Source organism: Anaerobacillus sp. 1_MG-2023, assembly GCF_030547345.1.
GTDB classification, from domain to species: Bacteria; Bacillota; Bacilli; order Bacillales; family Guptibacillaceae; genus Guptibacillus; species Guptibacillus hwajinpoensis_B.
The window spans coordinates 1-19,795 of sequence record NZ_JAUORD010000016.1 but is presented as its reverse complement, the minus strand read 5'-3'; the positions used below and the strand labels follow the sequence as shown (position 1 = coordinate 19,795).

Sequence of the window (19,795 nt, the reverse complement as noted above, 5' to 3'; positions counted from 1 at the left end):
TCGAGGGGGAATAGGGATGAGAATTTATACACGAACAGGTGACGAGGGAAAAACAAGCATTATCGGAGGAAGAGTCGACAAAGACGATGTACGAGTAGAAGCATACGGAACGGTGGATGAAGCGAATGGCTTCGTCGGACAGGCAATCGTTGAATTAAGTGAACTTGGTTCAGATAAATTCACGGATCTTCTAGAGGATTTGGAAAAAATTCAGCACGAGCTTTTTGACTGTGGCGGCGACCTTGCGAACGTCTCAACGAAGCGAGAAGTGAAGCTTATGGAAGAATCCATTACGTATCTTGAAGGGCGTATCGATGAATTTATTGAAGAAGCGCCAGCGCTTGAGAAATTTATTTTACCAGGTGGAAGCAAGCCGTCCGCAACGATTCATATCGCACGGACAATCACACGTCGTGCTGAGCGTCACGTTGTCACGTTAAATAAAGTAGAAGAAAACAATCCACCCGTTCCAATGAAATATTTAAACCGCCTATCAGATTACTTTTTCGCCCTTGCTCGCGTGATCAACTTCCGTTTGAACGTAAAAGACGTGGAATACGCAAGAAGCGCAAAAGTGTTCCGCGGCGGCAAGCGTAAAGGAGAGTAGGCATGTTGGGAAAACGCGCAAGCCTTCTCGCTATGTTCATTGCGCTATCCGTTGTTGGCGCGCTTATTAAAATTCCATCCGTTATCGGAAGCGTTGCGCTCGATGCGTTTCCAGCGCTCGTAGCTGCCGTTCTCCTCGGAAGCAGAAGCGGTGCGCTGATCGCAGGTTTTGGTCATCTACTATCTGCGCTCATTGTCGGCTTTCCGCTCGGTCCCATGCATCTACTGATCGCGGTAGAAATGGCGGTGCTCGTTTGGCTTTTCGGTGCGCTTTATGAGAAAAGCAAACGAAAAACGGCTGTTGGATTCTTTTTAATAGGAAATGGAGTTGTTGCTCCACTACCGTTTCTCTTTATGCTTGGCATGGGCTTTTATATGGCGATTATGCCAGGTCTCGTTGTTGCATCAGCGATCAATCTCGTACTTGCAATGGCTCTCATTCCACGGTTAGTAACGATTTTTGAGAAAAAAGGACTTGCGAGCTTATGAGAGACGGTACGATGATTCCGCTCGATGACGAATATCTCGTGATTACAAGCGATAACAGCGGAGGCATAGGAGAGAAAGAACATGATATCGTGAACGTGCCATATGATGTGCTTTCTTACTTCGCTTTTCGCGTTGCGGTAATGGAAAATATCGCGCACAGAGCAACGCCACTTTCTGTCGTTTTACATAACTTCTGCGGCGGCGCAAAGTGGGAGGATCTTGTGGGCGGCATCGAGCTAGGAAAAAGAGAATTAGGCATGAACGAGCTGACAATCACAGGAAGCTCAGAAACGAATATGCCTCTCCTCCAATCAGCGCTTGGTGTTGTGGTGATTGGACGGAAACAGGGTAACGAACTTCCTGAAGTATCGCTAAGTGATGGTATCCGATTCGCCGTAATCGGTAAACCGCTCGTTGGCGATGAAGTGGTGAGCGAGCCAAATGCGATAGCACCACTTGATCTGTTTCAGTGGGTGAGTGAACAAGAGAAAGTTCGAGCTGTATTGCCTGTTGGATCAAAAGGGATACTGTATGAGTTAAATGAGCTTCTATCTGATGATGAAGTGATGGATGAACAGGTGATGGTAGATCTGGACGTTCATAAATCATCAGGACCGTCTACTTGTTTTATTGTCGCTTATCGAGAAGAAGTAGAGGAGCAGCTACGTGAACGAGCGGGGGAGCTTTTTCATGTAGTGGAAATAAGAAGGGGTCAGGCACGTGCCTGACCCCACATACAAACAAAAACCGCGCATTGTCCGCCTCAAGCGGATAATGCGCGGTTTTTTATCTATTCAACTATTCTTCACAATGTTTTCATACGGTTTTCTCTCTCATACTTCTTCTCAAGCTCTGTTAACGTAAGACTATGAAGTTGAGTAAGGTCTTCTCGGTTGTGTGGTGAATTTAGTAACTTACGAATTAGGTAGGTTCGACGATCAATGATGCCTTTACGGAGTTGAACTCCCATGAACACAACCTCCTTCCTTTACTATCACGTTTGACTCTAGCATAACGCGTTTTGCTTCTTTTGTGTGTTAAGAAATTGTGAAGAAATTAACAAAGAATGTGTGAAAGGAGAGAGAAGTGGAGTGATGTGCGGTGAAGGGGGTCAGGTGCTAGCCTGACCCCCTTCACAAACAATAAAGGAGCAAAATCCACCTCACGTGGACTTTGCTCCTCCGACTTCAACTATTCCCTACCGCGCATACACATGCTGACCAATTGTTTTAATCACATCACGCGAATAAATCCACTCATCCGTTACGCCACCTGGATTGTAGTAATACGTTGCGCCTCCAGATGGATCCCAACCGAAGTAAGCATCTTTCGCAGCTCGGAAAGAAGATGCATTAGGAGTCAGCCAGTACTGGCCATCATTCAGAGCGGTAAACGCATTCTGCTGATAAATCACCCCGTATGTACTCCCAGGAAACGAAGCGGATTGAACGCGATTCAAGATAACAGCGGCGACCGCAACCTTACCTTCATAGAGCTCACCGCGAGATTCACCATGAACAACATGTGCAATCATCTCAAGATTACTCAGCATGTTCAACGTATTCGTACCCGCTACGCCATCTGCGCTAAGTCCAAAATCCGCCTGGAAATTACGAATCGCTTCTTTCGTAACCGACCCATAATAGCCCGTTGGTGTCGTATGGAAGTAATCAAGCTTCTCTAAAATCGACTGCATGTGCTGAACTTCTGATCCTCTTGAACCAGTGTCCATCATTGCCGATGCATTATCCTCTAAGACGAATAAATAAAAGCATGATGCAAGGACAAGAGAACCCAGTACATGTAAGAATTTCATTAGTAAGCTCCTCTCAAATAAGATATCTTCCATTATAGTACAGGAAAGAGAGGAAAGATATGGAACAGAATGCCTTACCTTATATGAAAGAAAATAACATCGATAATCTAGTTTTAACCAGAATAAGGAATAGTAGGGGTTCATTTTACCTAATCACTTTCCAATCTGCTCTCTTCTATAAAAGACTAGCGGTCCACTCCATGGGCTCAAATTTTTCTTGGAAAATGAAACATGAAACAGCAGCTTAAACATTCTTGGTGGGAAGAATGCTGCCGGAGAAGGTGGTGAGGACGACCTTAAGATCTTATTTGGTTAATGAATAGGGAAAACTCAGACCCACATCTGAGTTTTTTATTTAATCGAAGAAAAAACATCTCATTCGACAAAAACAGCCTATAGCGCAACGCTCGTTTCTCCTATATAATCCTCTTAGTGTAAATAAATGGAAGGGTGATGAAGGAGCAGGGGACATGCTCGTTTTGCTTCATAAATGAGAATGATAGGGGAAAAGATCCGAATGAAAAAAGTACTTGGGCTAGTATCAACCGCACTCCTGGCAGGAAGCCTCATCGGTGGGCCTGTTGCCTCTGCCTCCACCCACGATGCGCTTATGAAAAAAGCGCAGAAAATGACGATGAACGACGGTTACGATGACTGGGAATACATCTCTGAAGTCGAACCAAATAATAGTTTCAAAGAAGCAAATTCCTATATAAATGATGACGTCATGACCGGTAAATTAACCGATCAGGATCAAGATTTCTATAAATTAGAAGTCGAAGCAGACGAGCCGGTATCCTTATCTTTCGGTGCAGGTACGGATGAAGAAGAGCCAACAATGGAGCTTTGGGTTGATCTTTATGATGAGAATCAGAAGAAAATCACACCAGATTATGAAGAAGGCGAATACGGTTACTACGGAGGTATCGAGGAGATTGAGCCTGGAACCTATTATTTTAGAGTAACGGATACCGCTAATAAAAATAATAACGTAGACTACTATTTCTCCGCTTTCACGTACTCCAATGATCCAATCGTCATGAGAATCGCAGGGGAAGACCGCTATGAAACGGCAGTTGAAATCGCCAAGACAGGATTTGAAGAAGGCTACACGCGACACGTTGTTCTTGCGACAGGACAAAACTTTCCTGACGCCCTTGCCGGAGCGCCACTTGCTTATCAATATAGCGCACCAATTCTTCTCACCCAAACGAAAGAGCTACCAGCTTCTGTAAAAGAAGCGCTAAACTATTTTGGAACGGAGCACGTCACGATCCTTGGTGGCCAAACAGCTGTATCAAAAAATGTGGAAAAGTCCCTCACAAAAATGGGCATTACGTTCGATCGTATTGAAGGAAAAGATCGCTACGAAACAGCTGCCAAAATTGCTAAAGAAATCGATCCTTATTTCAGCGATACAGCGTTTGTCACCTACGGAGGAAACTTCCCAGATGCGTTATCTGTCGCCTCCATTGCAGCATTTCAAGGAAGCCCGATTTTATTAACAAAAACAAAAGAAATTCCAGCTGTAACAGCAAAAGCATTAAAAAATTACAATGACACATACGTTATTGGCGGAACGGCCGTTGTCAGCAACACGGTCTTCAACAAGCTCCCTCATCCAAAGCGGATCTCAGGAGACAACCGCTATGATACGTCTGTTCAGGTGGCAAAGCAGCTCGATACGCCGGGGTATGCGGTTAACCTCGCAACGGGTGAAAACTTCGCAGATGCTCTTTCCGGTTCCGTTCTTGCTGCAAACTTCTACGAGCCTGTTCTCTTAACGAGAAAGAACGAGCTACCTAAGGAAGTTAAGAAACTATTTATGGATAAAGATACATTCTTCTTCACGATCTTCGGTGGACCGAATGCGATTAGTGAAGATGTAGAGGATGAGATTTGGGAGATGTTTGAGTAAGAAATGGACGGTTAGCATTTGCTAACCGTCTTTTTTATCTTTGAGTGGGGTCAGGCACGTGCCTGACCCCACACGACTTTATACCCACACCCTCTGGATTATTCTCCCACTTTCTTGTTATACTCAAACACGTGCAATGAACATAACAGGAGGTGGAGAGAGAAACGACAGGCATAAATCAGAGAATACCGGGGGAATACATATTAATGAAGAAAGCATTCGGGATCCTAACATCACTTTTACTTGCAGGAAGCTTAATCGGTCAGTCAGCTTCTGCAGAAACAGGTAGCGCAGAACAGCCTCAGCCGAGCGCTAAAGCACCCTTTGACATTAAAGGCTTTATAGGGGAAATGGAGCCAAACAATGAATTCGAGAATGCGCGCGAAACAGGCATCGATTACATAGCAGCTGGAACGTTAACTGATCATGATCAGGATATTTATAAATTACAAATCACAGAAGAACAGCGAATTGATTTTCTAGTTGGAACGGATGCATACGATTCACCTCTTCAGTTCCAAGTGGACGTCTATGATCAGAACTTCGAGAAACTGACGCCAGATAGCGAAGAGACCATTGGTCTGTACAAAGGAAGTTTTGATCACCTGAAGCCAGGAACGTACTATTTCGTTATTAAAGACCTTAACAACGAAGACAACGGTGAGACGTATTATTTCCAGACGTTCGGAGATGGAATGGTATTCTCTGATCGCTTTTACGGATTTAACCGCTACGATACAGCTGTTGAAATCGCCAAAGAAACGTTTCGAGAAAATGACGCGCCACACATGGTCCTTGCAACAGGATCAGATTTTCCAGACGCTCTTGCAGGTGCACCACTAGCCTATGCAAAAGATGCGCCAATTCTTTTAACGAAAACAGATCGAATCCCAGATGACGTTCTCAATGCATTCGACTACTTTGGCGTGAAAGAAGTAACGATTATCGGCGGGGAGAATGCAGTATCCAAAAAGGTAGAGAACACATTAACAAACGACCTTTCGATGAAGGTAAACCGTATCGCAGGCAATGACCGCTATGATACGGCTGCAAAAATCGCCGATGAGCTGGGTGCTACAAGCGAAACGGCTTACGTCACTTATGGTGGGAACTATCCCGACGCATTATCTATTGCATCAATTGCGGCGATGGAAGGAAGTCCGATTCTCTTAACGAAATCAAATGATATCCCTGACGCCACGAGCGACGCTCTTCAAAACTACAGCGATTCGTACGCCATCGGCGGACCGGCTGTTATCTCAGAAAGTGTCGTTGATCAACTTCCAGATGGAGAGCGTATTGCTGGAGCAGATCGTTATGAAACATCTGTAAATGTCGCAAAAGAGCTTGGTGTTAGACTTCAATCTGTGAATCTAGCAACCGGCCTTGGCTTCGCCGATGCGCTAACAGGATCCGTGCATGCAGCAGTTAATGAAGAACCGGTGATCTTAACAAGACCAAGCCGACTGTCTACTCCAGCGAAAAAGCTCTTCGGTGACTATGGTACGAACACGTTCACAATTTTTGGTGGACCAGCTGCCGTTGACTTTGAAGTTGATGATGAGATCTATAAGATGTTTGTAGAATAGGAGAGCATAAACAAAATATAAGTGAAATGAAAGAAGGACAGTGCCTGGGCACTGTCCTTCTTTCATTTTATATCAACTTACTACGCTTAACATAATCTTCGCCCACCCAAACAATGCGATCCAGAGAGGAATACTTAATGAGACGCCCCATACCATTCCTTTAGCAAAATTGCCTTCTTCCTGGTAATGCATAACCTCATCCCCTTTGACTGAAAGTCCATCCGGTTAAGGCAGGGTGACTTTCATCTATCATACATGAAAGCGTAATCAAAATCTGTCGTTCTACGAAAAAGAATCAGGCGTGTTTTGGTTCATTTTGTTTAAAGACTCTTACTAGAGTATACCCTGTTTAAGCAATTGATATACCGGTTAATAGAATGTAAAGAAGAAGCACTAAATCAATTTACAGATAATTAACAATCATTCTATGGAAATTACTTGAAAACGGTGGTATAATCGCCAAATAGTTTACTAGAAAACGGAGGATTTGTAATGAAAGGGAAAGAGAATTAAAATCCCATGTGGGATGAATTACAGCAATTTGTGCAACAGGTTGAGGGAGAAGCGAAGCAGGCAGGTGAGGCTAAGCCTTACATAGACCAGATTCGAGACATCCTTTCAAAGAACATGTCGCTATCAAAACTAGAAATAGAGTAGCAAAAAGAAAGCCTCTTCCATTTCAATAGGAAGAGGCTTTCTTTTACTAGTAAGCTAGCTAATTTCAAGATGTTCTTTCACCTTCTGTGTAATCGACTGCTTCTCCTGATCAGATACGATGTAATACCAGAGACCATCAATCATCTCGCCACTGCCATCAATTTCGAACGTTTCCATGTTATTGCGTGCGCCTTTGTAGTTCTTGAAAATATCATTCATTTCTTTAAACGTCATATTCGTCTTTACGTTGCTACCGACGGCTTCAAGCAGGTCGTCGATTTTGTTAATGCTTCCAACATTTGCTCCCTTATCAATAATCGCCTTAATGATTTCACGCTGGCGATCGTTTCGACCAAGGTCGCCTTTCGGATCTTCGTAGCGCATGCGAGAGAAAGCAAGGGCTTCGTCTGCATTTAAGCTTACTTCACCTTTTGGGAAGGTATAGCCACCGTAATCGAATGCAAATGGATTATCAACAGTCACACCATTCAATGCGGATACCACATCTTCAAATGCTTCCATATTTACTTTAAAATAATAGTCAATCGGAACGTCAAGGAAATTCTCGACCGTATCCATCGCCATTTCAACGCCACCGTACGCATAGGCGTGATTCATTTTCTCAACTGTACCGCGCCCGATAATTTCCGTGCGCGTATCACGTGGAATATTGAACATCATCATTGAGTTATCATTCGGATTAACGGTAATCATGATCATCGTATCGGAACGTCCCTGATCATTCTCTCGTTCATCCACTCCCATTAAGAGAATCGAAATCGGGTCTTTTTCCTTCGTTTCTACTTTTTCCGTTCGAAGAGTAGAAGTTTCACGGCTAATCGGTTCATGCATGTCGCTTGCTGTGTTTTTTACGGAGTCATATAAATAATAGGCGTAGCCACCGCCGGCTATTACAAGAACACCAAGAATTACACCAACGATGATAAGGAACTTCTTCATTTTACATTCCATCTTTCCATAGAGTAGTCGTCTTGTCACATAGATTCAAAGTCTACCTTTCATTATAAGTCGAACTATTTTGTAAAGTAAATACCTACCAGGAATTGACTATGTTCAGAACCGACAAATTGAATATTACGGTAAAACCACAAAATCATTCTTCATATAGATATACATTTCTCATGATCGTTTCCTCTATTCCTCCCATAGGCTATTATTTTGTTATTATACATATTTTAAAAAGCAGGTAGATACAGTTTTGTCCATTAAATTATATAGATAACTTCGGCTTCTTACCTTTTAATGGGTTTTAAAGCTAGATAGCTCTGATTCATATGGAAATTTTAGAGGACATAAGTTTCTTTTACCATAGTAAAGGAGTTTCTTTCTAAGACAGCTTCAATGACAAATAATACTCTAACCAAACGCTGAACCCGTTTATGATACATATGTAGATTATGCATCGACTTAAGCAGGGTCTGCACTCTTCTATATCCATAGATTTTTATTAACTTTTGTGTGCGCAGACCCATATTTATATTTTTAAATTTAATGATCTTCTAAGTAACTAAATTCAGAGGATTTCTGGCATATTAACCACTTTTAGTATTTATATTCAGACCTTGTTACACCTTTAAACTCAAATAAGGGTTAAACAGTTTATTTGTAATATATTTCAAACAACTCTATACCAGTAATTACGAACTCAATTCTCCTTAAGATAGTTGTCACATCTTTCAGAAATCGAGATGATGACTTAGAAAAGAGGCTACAATGCTTCAGTGTATTTAAACTTATTAATTAATTGCGGGGACAAGCCCCTATCAAATGCCTATTTTGTCCCAAAAAACATTGAATAATTTGGAAGTATAAAACCCTATTGAACCGGTGATATTCAAATCAAGATCCTGAAAATACTATTATTTTATGAATGGTAATGGTAATATTAAGGAAATGTAAAACTTTCTAGGACTAAAGTTCTTTTGAACACTTTTCATATTATGTATGTATTAATTTTAGATGGAGGTTTATATGAAGAAAGTAATAACATATGGCACATTTGATTTGCTTCATTGGGGGCACATTAACTTGTTGAAGAGAGCTAAGGAATTAGGAGATTATTTAATTGTAGCTATTTCTTCAGATGAATTTAATGCACTAAAAAATAAAAAATCATTTCATAGTTTTGAGAATCGTAAATTTATACTCGAAGCCGTTCAATACGTGGATGAGGTGATCTCAGAAGAAAATTGGGAGCAGAAAGTAAGCGACATCGACTTATACGAAGTCGATCTATTTGTCATGGGGAACGATTGGGAAGGAAAGTTTGACTTTTTGAAAACGAAATGCGAAGTAGTTTATTTAGAAAGAACTCCAGGTATATCAACTTCTCAAGTAAAACGAGAGCTTGCTTCGGTGAAATAGTAGAGTAGTGTTAAAAAGTACTATAAAGCATGAAAAATCTTTTGATTACAAAGAATTAATAGGGGTGTAATATGGGTTTATTAAATTTTTTATGGCAGCCAAGTGAACAGTTTAAATGTTATTTACATGGCTTGAAATACAATCAACATAAGTTAGAAGTTAAGTTAAAATTAGATGGAGACTACAAAGAATCAACACAACCAATTAAGTTTGTTCTTATAGAAAGACAGACGCGTAAACAGATAACAACAAAAGTTAGCAGTGATTTAATCTTAGAGGATAAAGACCTCTTCCAGTTCAGCTTAGACATCACTGAGAATGTAAATGAACTAACATCAGGCATATGGGATGCTTTTTTTTATGTGAATTTACAAGGAAAAGAAAAGGTTTTGAGAGTTAAAAACAGTTTAACTAATACCCTCGAATACCCACCGCTTTATATCAATTCAGTAAACAAGTCACTTATTCCCTATTCAACTGTAAAAGGAAACTTATCATTTAAATCTGATATGAGTACCGCTAAATTAATGTCGGAAACTGTTAATTTAGACACTTTTGGTGTGCTTACAATAAAGGGGTATTTCTTAGTGCCATCCTGGCATGTGTCAGATAATGCAGAAGTAAAAAAAACTATTCTGCTAACCCGTAAAAACGGTAAAACACTGGAGATTCCAGCTACTCAAGTGACACGACCGGACCTATCAAAACATTATGGTCAACCTGATGGAACTTATGATTGGGCTGGCTATGAAATTAAATTAGATTTCGAAAAAGACAATCTACTAATAAATTATGATGAATCATTTGAAATTGCACTAAGAATGGAATATCAAAATAAAGTAATGTCTCTACCCCTGACCATAGATCCATCAAAAGTATTTAATCACTCTGCGATCTATCATACATCTGGAGTGGTTAATAAAGTAATGTTAAACGTTGACCAAAACAATCATTCTCTTTCTATACTTGTAACTAGAGAAGATTTTCAGGCGGAAGTCAGTGCAGTTTACGCCAAAAATGGTGAAATTACTTTGCACGGACAAGTTATGACCTCTTTGGATGAAACGGCATATGCTAATAATGCGCGCATTCGTTTCGAAAAAAGAGGTACAGGAATAAGTTATGAATTTGATACGAGCGTTAACGAAAAAATCTTTACTTATACAATCAATATTGAGGAGTTTTATCAACAAGGTTTGTTTACAGACGGTATCTGGGATTTGTATTTTATTTCAGATTTATGTAAATCCAAATTGGTATCACGTTTAGATGATATTAGCTTTAAACAAAAGCTTGTCAACTTACCGCAACAAACATTTATTAATCGAGATAGGCATATAAAGGTTATCAAACCTTATTATACCCTCCATGAAGAAGTTTCAATCCTAGTAAGAGATTATATTCAAACAAAATCAATTGATAATGTGCGAATTGTAAAATCAGACTTACTTATTAATGGCAAGCTTAATGTTCAACCACCACATAAAGAGCTGCCTAAAGTTTTGGAAGGATCAATACTAATAAAAGGCCAATACGGAGCAAGATATCATTTCCCGGTAGAGTGGGAAGTGCAAAAAACCGGCAAGACGACTCTTGAACATAAGTTTGTAGCAAGAATAAAGCTTGCTTATGAAGAAAAGTCAAAGAAAATACAACTACTTCGAGATATTAATTTTGATCTAATTCAATGTCAACTCAATTTAGATGATACTTTAATCCCATTTACGATGAATGTGGATGCGGCTAAAGTAGTCATGACTCTTGAAGATCGTTTAAAGCAACGCACCAAACTGAAAACGATGATTAATCGAAGTTTACTACCTTTCTATAGGGCATGTAATAAAGTAATGCCGGTTAATAAAAAGGTAATTGTTTTTCAAAGTTTTCATGGTAAAAGCTATTCTTGTAATCCAAAAGCCATTTATGAGGAGCTAATTGATTCAAACAAGAATTATAAATCTGTATGGGTAATAAATAACCTAAATACTGACATCCCAGGAAACCCTATTAAAGTAAGACCTCATTCTTTGAAATATTATTACTATATGGCGATTGGGAAATTTTTTGTGAATAATGGTAACTTTCCAGACTTTTATGAGAAGCGTCAAGGTGCTGTACATCTTCAAACCTGGCACGGAACACCGTTAAAAAAATTAGGTTTTGATATAGATCCAACTTCTGAATCTTATGCAGAAAATACATCTCCAGCGCTCCTTGAAAGAAATAAACGTTGGGATTATTTAATTGGGCCAAATGATTATACCTCTACAATACTGAAGAGAGCTTTTGCCTTTAACAAAACAACTCTAGACATTGGATATCCTCGTAATGATGTCCTCTTGAACAGAAATAAAGAGGTTAAGATTCGAGCTCTTAAGAAAAAGTTAAATATCCCTGATGATAAAAAAATAATGTTATATGCACCAACATGGAGAGATTATGAATTCCATAATGGAACTAATTTCCAACCTTATCAGTTTAAATTTGATTTAGACCGAATGAGAGAAAGATTTGGAGATGAATATGTCCTATTGGTAAGGCTACATTATAGAGATGCAATGAGAATTAAATTAGAGGGCTATGAAGATTTTGTCTATAACGTATCAAGCTATGATGATATTCAAGAGCTTTATCTTATATCCAACCTTCTAATAACAGATTACTCTTCCGTTATGTTTGACTACGCAAACTTGAATAGACCAATGATTTTCTTTGCCTATGATATGCCGCGTTATGCAACGCAAGTGAGAGGATTTTATTTTGATTTTCAAAAAGATGCACCAGGTCCGATTGTAGTAAGTGAAGAGAAGTTATTTCATGCGATTGATAATATAGAACGCATTCAACACACATATAGAAAGAAATATAAAGATTTCACAGCTAAATTTTGTCATCTTGACGATGGAAATGCCTCTAGGAGAACAATTGAAAAAGTATTAGGGTGAAATTAAGAGATTGGAGAATGATTTGTGAAGATTAGGTTTCTAGTTTTTGATGTATATGGGATGGGAGGGACGGTGCGAACCGTCCTCAACGTTACGAATTACCTTGCGCAGAGCGGTTATGATATTGAAGTGGTTAGTGTCTTTAGACATAGAAATATTCCTTTTTTTGAAATTGATCCTAGAATTAAGGTGACAGTTCTCCATGATGTTGTAAATCGGAAAAACAATCAATTTGATATGAAAAGTAAGGTAGCAAGTAAATTACTGAAGGTGAAGAGTAGGTTAATTCATCCTGATGACGAAGGACACCATTTTTTTTCAGCTTTAACTGATATAAAAATGTATAACTATATCAAATCGATTGATTCTGGGATTCTTGTTAGCACGAGACCAAGTTTCAACATTTTTGCAAGTAAATATGCGAACAAAAATGTAAAAGTCATTGGACAAGAGCATTTGAATTTCGCGATTTATCCAGAACGTTTAAAACGCTCCATTGTGAAGCACTACTCTAGTTTAGATTACTTAGCAACGTTAACTGATGAAGATACTACTGACTATAAGGAATTGTTGTCTTCTGGAAGTGTAAAAGTAAAAAAATTAACGAATTCAATCCCCAAACTTCAGGGGGGGATATCTTCTTTGGAATCAAAAACTATTATTGCAGCTGGTCGATTAGTACCACAAAAGGGCTTTGATCTCCTTATTGAAGCTTTTAAAATTGTGAACGAGAAGCATCCTGATTGGAAATTAAAGATCTTTGGTGGAGGAAGAGAACGTCAAAATCTTCTAGATCTTATTGAAGAGAAGGAACTCTATAATCATGTTGTTCTAATGGGATCTACTCCCAACATTGACGTAGAATTAACCAAGTCATCAATTTATGCGCTAAGTTCACGTTTTGAAGGCTTTGGAATGGTTATTGTTGAAGCAATGCAATGTGGTGTTCCTGTTGTTAGTTTTGATTGTCCTAAAGGACCTGGCGAAATTATTAAGCATAACGAAGATGGAATCCTTGTAGAAGATGGAAATATTGAAGCTTTTGCGGATTCTCTTATTCGTTTAATAGAAGATGAAGAACTACGTAAAGAGTTTAGCGATAAGGGCATGAAGAATGTGAAACGATATGAAATAGATGAAATCGGTAAGAAGTGGAAAGAAACGATTAGTGAATTGATTACTCAACCTAATTAAAAAGATAATTATAAAATAGAGGTGACAAATTGAATCCTTTAATTACAGGAGTACAATATATTAATGATGTGTTAAGAATAAAGGGAGAAGTGGATTACCGTACTGAAGATCACAACATCTCTCTTTGCATAAGAAGGCGTGAAGTTGAACAAGGCTTGGAATATCCTGAACAATATATGTTTACCACAGAATTGAGTGGTTCAACGTTTTCAATGGAAGAAAACATTAATCGTTTATTTGATAATAAGAAAGTCTATGACGGTGTTATTTGGGATTTCTTCTTTTACCATGATGGACATTATACTGAAGTGAAAATGGCCACAGCAGCACCAAACTTGAAAGAAATTGATTACCTACCCTTTTCGAATAAATTATTCAAAGCAAAGCCTTATGTTAACGGGCGAAATGGACTATCTATGCTTATCTTACAAAATGATCTTTTTGCTGAAGTATCTGCGATGACATTTGATCACGGGAATTGTTCAATAGAAGTCGAAGTGAGTGGAAATATTGCTCATAAAGATCTTATGAATAAATTTGTTACGTTAAAAGCTCAAAAAAGAGAGCAAGAACATCTTTTTGAGTATTACGAATCCATAAGAGTTGAATCAACTTCTGAAGGAAAACTTCTTTTTAACTTCTCTATAGATGATCTTTTTGAGGGATATGAATTTAATAAAAATGAGATCTGGGATTTATTTATAGAGTTGAATGATACAAATAGTTGGTCCTTAGACCTTCCTGTAAAAAGAACTAGAAACGTAGATTATCAGTATCGACAGTTTGAAAAAAATGATCTCTATCGAGTAAAACCTTATAAGACAGGTCACAATACGCTTGCATTAATTATAAAACATGCAGAAATTTATCCGACTATGGACGAAATTTATTTTAAAGAAAATCGCCTTCTATTAAATGGGCGTATTGAATCTACTAACTATGATCTTGATAAGCTCGACGAATTTCATTCTTCTTTTGTATTAAAAAAGCGGCACACAGTAGGTAAAGAGTTAACATACAGCATTGAAAAAGAAATGGATTTACTAGTTACTAATCAAATTTTTGATTTGGCAGTGGATGTTTCTCAACTCTTAGAGGAAGAGTTTATTCGTAATAAGGATGTATGGGAACTTTTTCTCCGTCTTAACACTATCTCTGGAAATTCGATCGATCTGTCAATCAGTGCTGAGAAAATAAACCTCCTTAAAGTAGAGTATGAAGAATTATTTACTAACAAGATGATAAAATTTAAACCCTTTGTAAATGGGAAGAAAAATTTATCTCTATATTTCTTAGATAACGCTTCAAGTCAAAATCAAATGAATGTCGCTGTTTTGGGCTCTTGTTTTAGTAGATATGCCTTTAGTTCGAATGCTTATTTTAACCCAGAATATAAGAAATACTATAACTGTGCGTACACTCAATTTCATTCTTCAGTGATTAGTTTAGCTTCTGATGAAGTTCCTATTGATCTAAATCAGGTAGAAGATATGAATGATAGTAACAAAAAGTTTCTTGAAGGAGATTTTCAGAAGAACTTTTTTGAAACACTTGCAGAGTTAAATCCCGACTATGTCATTATTGATTTATATGCTGACGCTGCACGTGAAGTAATTAAAATTTCCGAAGGTCAATATATAAGTGCTAGTTTAGCATTTCGTCAAAGTCAGTATTTCCAAAAATTTATGGGCTATGAAGTTATCACTCATGAAAATAATGATAAGTACTTTGCACTTTGGAAAAAGTCTATGGAAGTTTTTGCGAAAAGATTACGTGAGGTTATCCCTGAGGAACGTATTATTTTGAACTTAGGTGGTTTCACAAATACCTATATGGATAAAGATGGATCGGTTAAGAACTTTTCAAACCCTAATAGGATAAAGGCAAATAACTATTTTTGGGATCGCCTAAATAATTATTTTGTGGAGTGCATGCCAAGATGTAAAGTGATTAGTTTAAAAGATACGAAGTTTATTGGAGATGTAAATCATCCTTTTGGACGCTCCTATTCTCATTATCAATCAGGATACTATAAAGAGTTCCTACGTAGGTTGAATGACATCGCCCTCTTCGACTATAACAATGGAAGAAATAAAGCTCATAATAGAAGAGAAGAAGTTCTTCAAGTTAAATAGAGAAAGGGTTTTAGTGTTGGAAGTTAAGGTTTCAACAGTTGATTATTACAATGGAATGATTTCTTTAGAAGGTTATTCTGATCAATCTTTAAGTGAAGATACTACGATTTGTGTAAAACGAAGAGCTATTGAACATACCGTTGAATATTTAGATACAAGGTATTTTAAAAGTAAAGTAAATGAGAAAAAATTCATATTTGAGATCAAGATTGATCAATTAATAAACACGGAACACTTGGAAGAAGGGCAAGTTTGGTACTTCTATCTAAATAATGGCGGGCATTCTTATCGGTTACAAATTGATCACCAATTTAATGCTGCTTATCATTTATTTTCTGATCATCCACTTTTTAAAGCAAAACCTTATAAGGCTGGGGATGGTGGTCTTGGCTTACTAATACAAATGGTTAATCTTCAAGCAAGTTTAGAGGCTATGGGTTTTCAAGATGGCGTTTTAACTCCTGAATTCTTGCTTCATTCTATTGATTTGGGTGAGGAGTTTTTTGAGGAGCTAACCTGTCAATTAGTGTTTAAAAAAAAAAAGGGAACAAATGAATCTATTTGAGTATTACGAGGAAAAAGTCTTAAACCTCACATACCAGAATGCAACATGTAGTGGGACATTTAATATTAGTAGTCTATTTGATGGTACACTAGAATTTTATGAGCAGGCATGGGATGCTTTTATAAGGGTTACTCTAAAAGGACGAAAACCGGTGGAATCTCAAGTTTATACAAGAGTGAATTCAAACGATGCAAGATATGAATATCAGACTTTGAGTTCTAATAATGCTCTTAAAATGAAACCTTATATTACAGGTAAAAAAACGTTTGCCCTGCTACTTCGAAAAAAAGATATTGTTGTTGAAATAGTTGAACCTATATTAATTGAAGATGCTTTACACGTTGAGGGGGAGAGTTTATTCCAAAGAGTTGGATCTTTCCAATTTAGGGGAGGAAAGCCTGTCCCTGATTGCTAAGAAGCGATTTACCTATGGTGATGAATTTTCGTATTTCGAAGGTGTGAGAAGCAGACTGAAGCAAACGGAGAATGGTTTTAAAGCAGTAATCGATCTTTCTAAAATAATTAAGTCTGCCCTCCATCAAGAACATGAAAAATGGGATTTGTTTTTAGAAATAAAGGTTGCTCCAAACCAGAAAGTAGATATACTCGTTTCTGAAGAGCCTTCTTTAAAATTAGAGACTTCTTATAAAATGAAAAAACAGGCAGAGCCATTGGTGATTCGTTCATCGATTAACAATAAAAATCAAATTTCAATTAATGTGCAAAAAGATAAATCTAGCTTTTCGGATGATGTGATACGTCTTGCCGTTATGGGTTCTTGCTTTAGTAGAAATGCCTTTGAATCAAAGGCATATTTTAATCCAGAGTACAAACGGTATTATCAATATACTTTCACACACATTCAATCTTCAATAATTAGCTTAATGTCAAAACCTGTATCGTTCGATTTAGAAAAATTGCAGCATATGAATCAGAACGAGCAGGTGCCGATTATTAGAGATTTCAAGAAAACGTTCATGAGTGAGTTATCTCATTCTAAACCTGAATATCTTATTTTGGATTTCTTGGCAGATGCAGCAAGAGATGTTTTCCGTATAAGAGAGGATTCTTATATTAGTGCAAGTTTACTCTTGAGGGAATCTATTTTATTCTCAGAACTGCAACAAACGAGTGAGCTAATTGATCATCAAAACAACAATGAGTATTTTAAGCATTGGAAAGTTGCGGTAGATCAGTTTATAGAGGATCTTTTGAAAATCCTTCCTGAGGAAAAAATCATTCTCAGTAAAGGGCGATTTACGACAAGATACTATGATGAAAAAGGTAATGTACAGTCTTATTCAAATAGTCGGCAAAAATTGATTCGAAGAAACAACGCTTTTTGGGATAAGTTAAATAATTATTTCATCCATCGCCTTCCAAACATCAAGGTGATTGATTTAACACAAGATCAATTTATCGGTCATTATGCTCATCCTTATGGAAATAGTCCTTCTCACTACGAATCAGATTATTATAAAGAATATTTTAAAAGGCTAAATCAGATCGTTAGAAAAGATCTGCAGTGCAACAGGTGATTTGAAGTGCAAATTAATATGTCTATAAAATGTGATTAACATTATATTGATAGGAATGTAGCTCATGAGTTATTCGGTACGTTTATCAAATGTGACAAAACGATACAAAATGCACCGGCAGAATTCTGATAAATTAAAGGATCTTATTTATCCTAATGGGTATGGAGAAGATTTTTATGCCCTTAGGAATATTGATCTTTTAGTAGAACCAGGAGACGTTGTAGGCTTAGTAGGTATAAATGGTTCGGGAAAATCAACAATCTCTAATATTATCGGAGGTATTACGCCTCCGACAATGGGCGAAGTAGATGTAAAAGGCGAAGTTGCTGTGATTGCCGTTGCAGTAGGTCTAAATAAAGATTTAACCGGACGTGAAAACATTGAATTAAAGTGCCTGATGATGGGGTATAAAAAAAGCGAAATTGAAAAGATGAAACCAGATATTATTGAATTTGCTGATATCGGTAAGTTCATTGACATGCCTGTAAAAAAATATTCTAGCGGTATGAAGGCAAGGTTAGGATTTTCTATTTCTATCAGTGTAGATCCCGATGTACTCATAATTGATGAGGCACTTTCTGTAGGAGATAAGACGTTTGCAGATAAATGTTTGGAAAAAATGAATGAGTTTAAAGCACGTGGCAAAACCATATTTTTTGTTAGCCATTCAGCTGGACAAATGAAGAAATTTTGTAATAAAGCTCTTTGGTTAGAACATGGTGAGGTTAGAGAATATGGAACCATGAAAGACGTAATGCCCCGCTTTGAAGCATTTGTAAAAGATTTTAACCAACTAAGCAAAGAAAAGAAAAAGGCATTTAAAGAAGAGGGGATCAGAAAGCAAGCTAATCTGGTAGCTCCACCACATCAAGATGATAGCAGTTTGGTTCCTTCTTTAAGTCGATCCAAAGGTAATAAGAAAAAGATTTCATCAAAAAAAGGTAAGCTAGGAATATTTGCACTTATAATGGCTTCCTTCATAACGATCGGGTATTTTCAAAAAGATGTTTTAGTAGATGTAACTAGTCAAGTTCTTAGTTTTGAAGAAAAAGATGAAGCTGTTATGGCTAATACCAAAGTACAAAAAGAAAGCAAAGAAAAACAAAATAAAAAAAATCCTCTGGAAGAGATAGACGTTCGTTATGTTGAAGTAGCGCGCGCAAGGGTAAGAAGTGCTCCAACTCTAAAAAGTACAGAAGTGACATTGTTAGACTTTGCACATCCATTTAAAGTAATAGATGTGAAAAATGGAGATACGACATGGTCTAGTACAACAACAGAGGATGGAGATGAAGTTTGGCTTAGCAACAAAATTTCCAAAAAGATCTCTCTTTCCAAAGCTTTTGACTATAATGAATTTCTTCAACGGTTAGAAGGATTAACAGACACTACTGAATTAAAAAGAAATGCAAAATATTTGGGTCAAGATTTTGATGATTTAGAAGGTGAATATGAGGAGAATAAGTTTTCAAAAACAGTTGAAGATATGGAAGGTATATCTTATTCTAGCTCTTCAGTAGATTTAGTTGTTAACGGTAATGATCAAGTAAGTAAGGTTAATATTCATCATTTCTCTTTTCCTATTACTAAATTAATTGAAGAATTCGGAACTGCTCATTTAAACGATGAATACTCCTCACTATATTTATACAGAACGAACAAATACGACTTTTTTTTCCAATCAAATGATGGAGTTAGAATTTCTGATATTAAAATCGTCTCATTGTTAGATTTGTAAATCTAAGTTGTGCAAATAGCGAAGTGTAAAACACAGAATCACGTAGAATTTTATCGTGATTCTTTTTACTACTTAATGACTTTAGATTATTGATAGGTTTAGATAATTAAAGATTCGTGAAGTTAAGCATTTAATAAAACTTGTGTAAACGCTAGAATAAAGTTGACAGTAATCGCTTGATGAGATTTTACACTTTTGCTCTATTAACCTAATACTTTAG

17 protein-coding genes are annotated in these 19,795 nt (G+C 37.4%); 14 read left to right on the top strand and 3 right to left on the bottom strand.

Annotated features, from left to right (window positions below; genetic code table 11):
• Nucleotides 1-16: 16 nt before the first annotated feature.
• The 3 genes from Q4550_RS20400 to Q4550_RS20390 are packed head-to-tail and all read left to right on the top strand — an operon-like array spanning nt 17 to nt 1,823.
• Nucleotides 17-607: a cob(I)yrinic acid a,c-diamide adenosyltransferase gene (locus Q4550_RS20400; RefSeq protein ID WP_303535595.1), complete on the top strand. Its 591-nt coding sequence runs from the start codon at nt 17-19 to the stop codon at nt 605-607.
• Between the two features lie 2 nt (nt 608-609).
• The gene (locus Q4550_RS20395) at nt 610-1,095 is read left to right on the top strand and encodes an ECF transporter S component (protein ID WP_303535594.1); all 486 of its coding nucleotides are present in this window, start codon (nt 610-612) and stop codon (nt 1,093-1,095) included.
• Nucleotides 1,092-1,823: an ATP-binding protein gene (locus Q4550_RS20390; RefSeq protein WP_303535592.1), complete on the top strand. Its 732-nt coding sequence runs from the start codon at nt 1,092-1,094 to the stop codon at nt 1,821-1,823. The genes Q4550_RS20395 and Q4550_RS20390 overlap by 4 nt, the downstream gene beginning before the upstream one ends.
• Before the next feature lie 77 nt (nt 1,824-1,900).
• On the opposite strand, the gene Q4550_RS20385 is transcribed toward Q4550_RS20390, so the two are convergent.
• Together Q4550_RS20385 and Q4550_RS20380 are read right to left on the bottom strand one after the other, a co-directional pair.
• A complete protein-coding gene (locus tag Q4550_RS20385) occupies nt 1,901-2,065 on the bottom strand; it encodes a Fur-regulated basic protein FbpA (RefSeq protein WP_303535590.1) in 165 nt (54 codons plus the stop codon).
• 228 nt (nt 2,066-2,293) lie between these two features.
• Nucleotides 2,294-2,911 (bottom strand): cell wall hydrolase, encoded by a 618-nt coding sequence (locus Q4550_RS20380; protein WP_303535588.1) that lies wholly within the window; start codon nt 2,909-2,911, stop codon nt 2,294-2,296.
• 517 nt (nt 2,912-3,428) lie between these two features.
• Here Q4550_RS20380 and Q4550_RS20375 point away from each other — a divergent pair.
• From Q4550_RS20375 to Q4550_RS20365, 3 genes are all read left to right on the top strand, one after another.
• Entirely contained in the window at nt 3,429-4,829 is a 1,401-nt protein-coding gene (locus Q4550_RS20375; protein ID WP_303535586.1) for a cell wall-binding repeat-containing protein, read from the top strand.
• A 206-nt stretch (nt 4,830-5,035) separates the two neighbouring features.
• Nucleotides 5,036-6,418: a cell wall-binding repeat-containing protein gene (locus Q4550_RS20370; RefSeq protein ID WP_303535585.1), complete on the top strand. Its 1,383-nt coding sequence runs from the start codon at nt 5,036-5,038 to the stop codon at nt 6,416-6,418.
• Between the two features lie 519 nt (nt 6,419-6,937).
• Nucleotides 6,938-7,075 (top strand): hypothetical protein, encoded by a 138-nt coding sequence (locus tag Q4550_RS20365; RefSeq protein WP_303535584.1) that lies wholly within the window; start codon nt 6,938-6,940, stop codon nt 7,073-7,075.
• Between the two features lie 54 nt (nt 7,076-7,129).
• On the opposite strand, the gene Q4550_RS20360 is transcribed toward Q4550_RS20365, so the two are convergent.
• The gene (locus Q4550_RS20360) at nt 7,130-8,035 is read right to left on the bottom strand and encodes an LCP family glycopolymer transferase (protein ID WP_303535583.1); all 906 of its coding nucleotides are present in this window, start codon (nt 8,033-8,035) and stop codon (nt 7,130-7,132) included.
• 1,032 nt (nt 8,036-9,067) lie between these two features.
• Here Q4550_RS20360 and tagD point away from each other — a divergent pair.
• From tagD to tagH, 8 genes are all read left to right on the top strand, one after another.
• A complete protein-coding gene (gene tagD / locus Q4550_RS20355; RefSeq protein WP_303535581.1) occupies nt 9,068-9,460 on the top strand; it encodes a glycerol-3-phosphate cytidylyltransferase in 393 nt (130 codons plus the stop codon).
• Between the two features lie 71 nt (nt 9,461-9,531).
• Nucleotides 9,532-12,405, top strand: a complete 2,874-nt coding sequence (locus Q4550_RS20350; protein WP_303535580.1) for a CDP-glycerol glycerophosphotransferase family protein — start codon at nt 9,532-9,534, stop codon at nt 12,403-12,405.
• A 24-nt stretch (nt 12,406-12,429) separates the two neighbouring features.
• On the top strand, nt 12,430-13,599 hold the full coding sequence (locus Q4550_RS20345) for a glycosyltransferase family 4 protein (protein ID WP_303535579.1): 1,170 nt from the start codon (nt 12,430-12,432) through the stop codon (nt 13,597-13,599).
• A 29-nt stretch (nt 13,600-13,628) separates the two neighbouring features.
• The gene (locus tag Q4550_RS20340) at nt 13,629-15,734 is read left to right on the top strand and encodes a DUF6270 domain-containing protein (RefSeq protein WP_303535577.1); all 2,106 of its coding nucleotides are present in this window, start codon (nt 13,629-13,631) and stop codon (nt 15,732-15,734) included.
• A gap of 16 nt (nt 15,735-15,750) precedes the next feature.
• Entirely contained in the window at nt 15,751-16,299 is a 549-nt protein-coding gene (locus tag Q4550_RS20335; protein ID WP_303535576.1) for a hypothetical protein, read from the top strand.
• The gene (locus tag Q4550_RS20330) at nt 16,286-16,714 is read left to right on the top strand and encodes a hypothetical protein (RefSeq protein WP_303535574.1); all 429 of its coding nucleotides are present in this window, start codon (nt 16,286-16,288) and stop codon (nt 16,712-16,714) included. Before Q4550_RS20335 ends, Q4550_RS20330 begins: the two co-directional genes overlap by 14 nt.
• A complete protein-coding gene (locus Q4550_RS20325) occupies nt 16,641-17,837 on the top strand; it encodes a DUF6270 domain-containing protein (RefSeq protein WP_303535572.1) in 1,197 nt (398 codons plus the stop codon). The genes Q4550_RS20330 and Q4550_RS20325 overlap by 74 nt, the downstream gene beginning before the upstream one ends.
• A 64-nt stretch (nt 17,838-17,901) precedes the next feature.
• On the top strand, nt 17,902-19,575 hold the full coding sequence (gene tagH / locus Q4550_RS20320) for a teichoic acids export ABC transporter ATP-binding subunit TagH (RefSeq protein ID WP_303535571.1): 1,674 nt from the start codon (nt 17,902-17,904) through the stop codon (nt 19,573-19,575).
• The last annotated feature ends 220 nt before the right edge of the window (nt 19,576-19,795 follow it).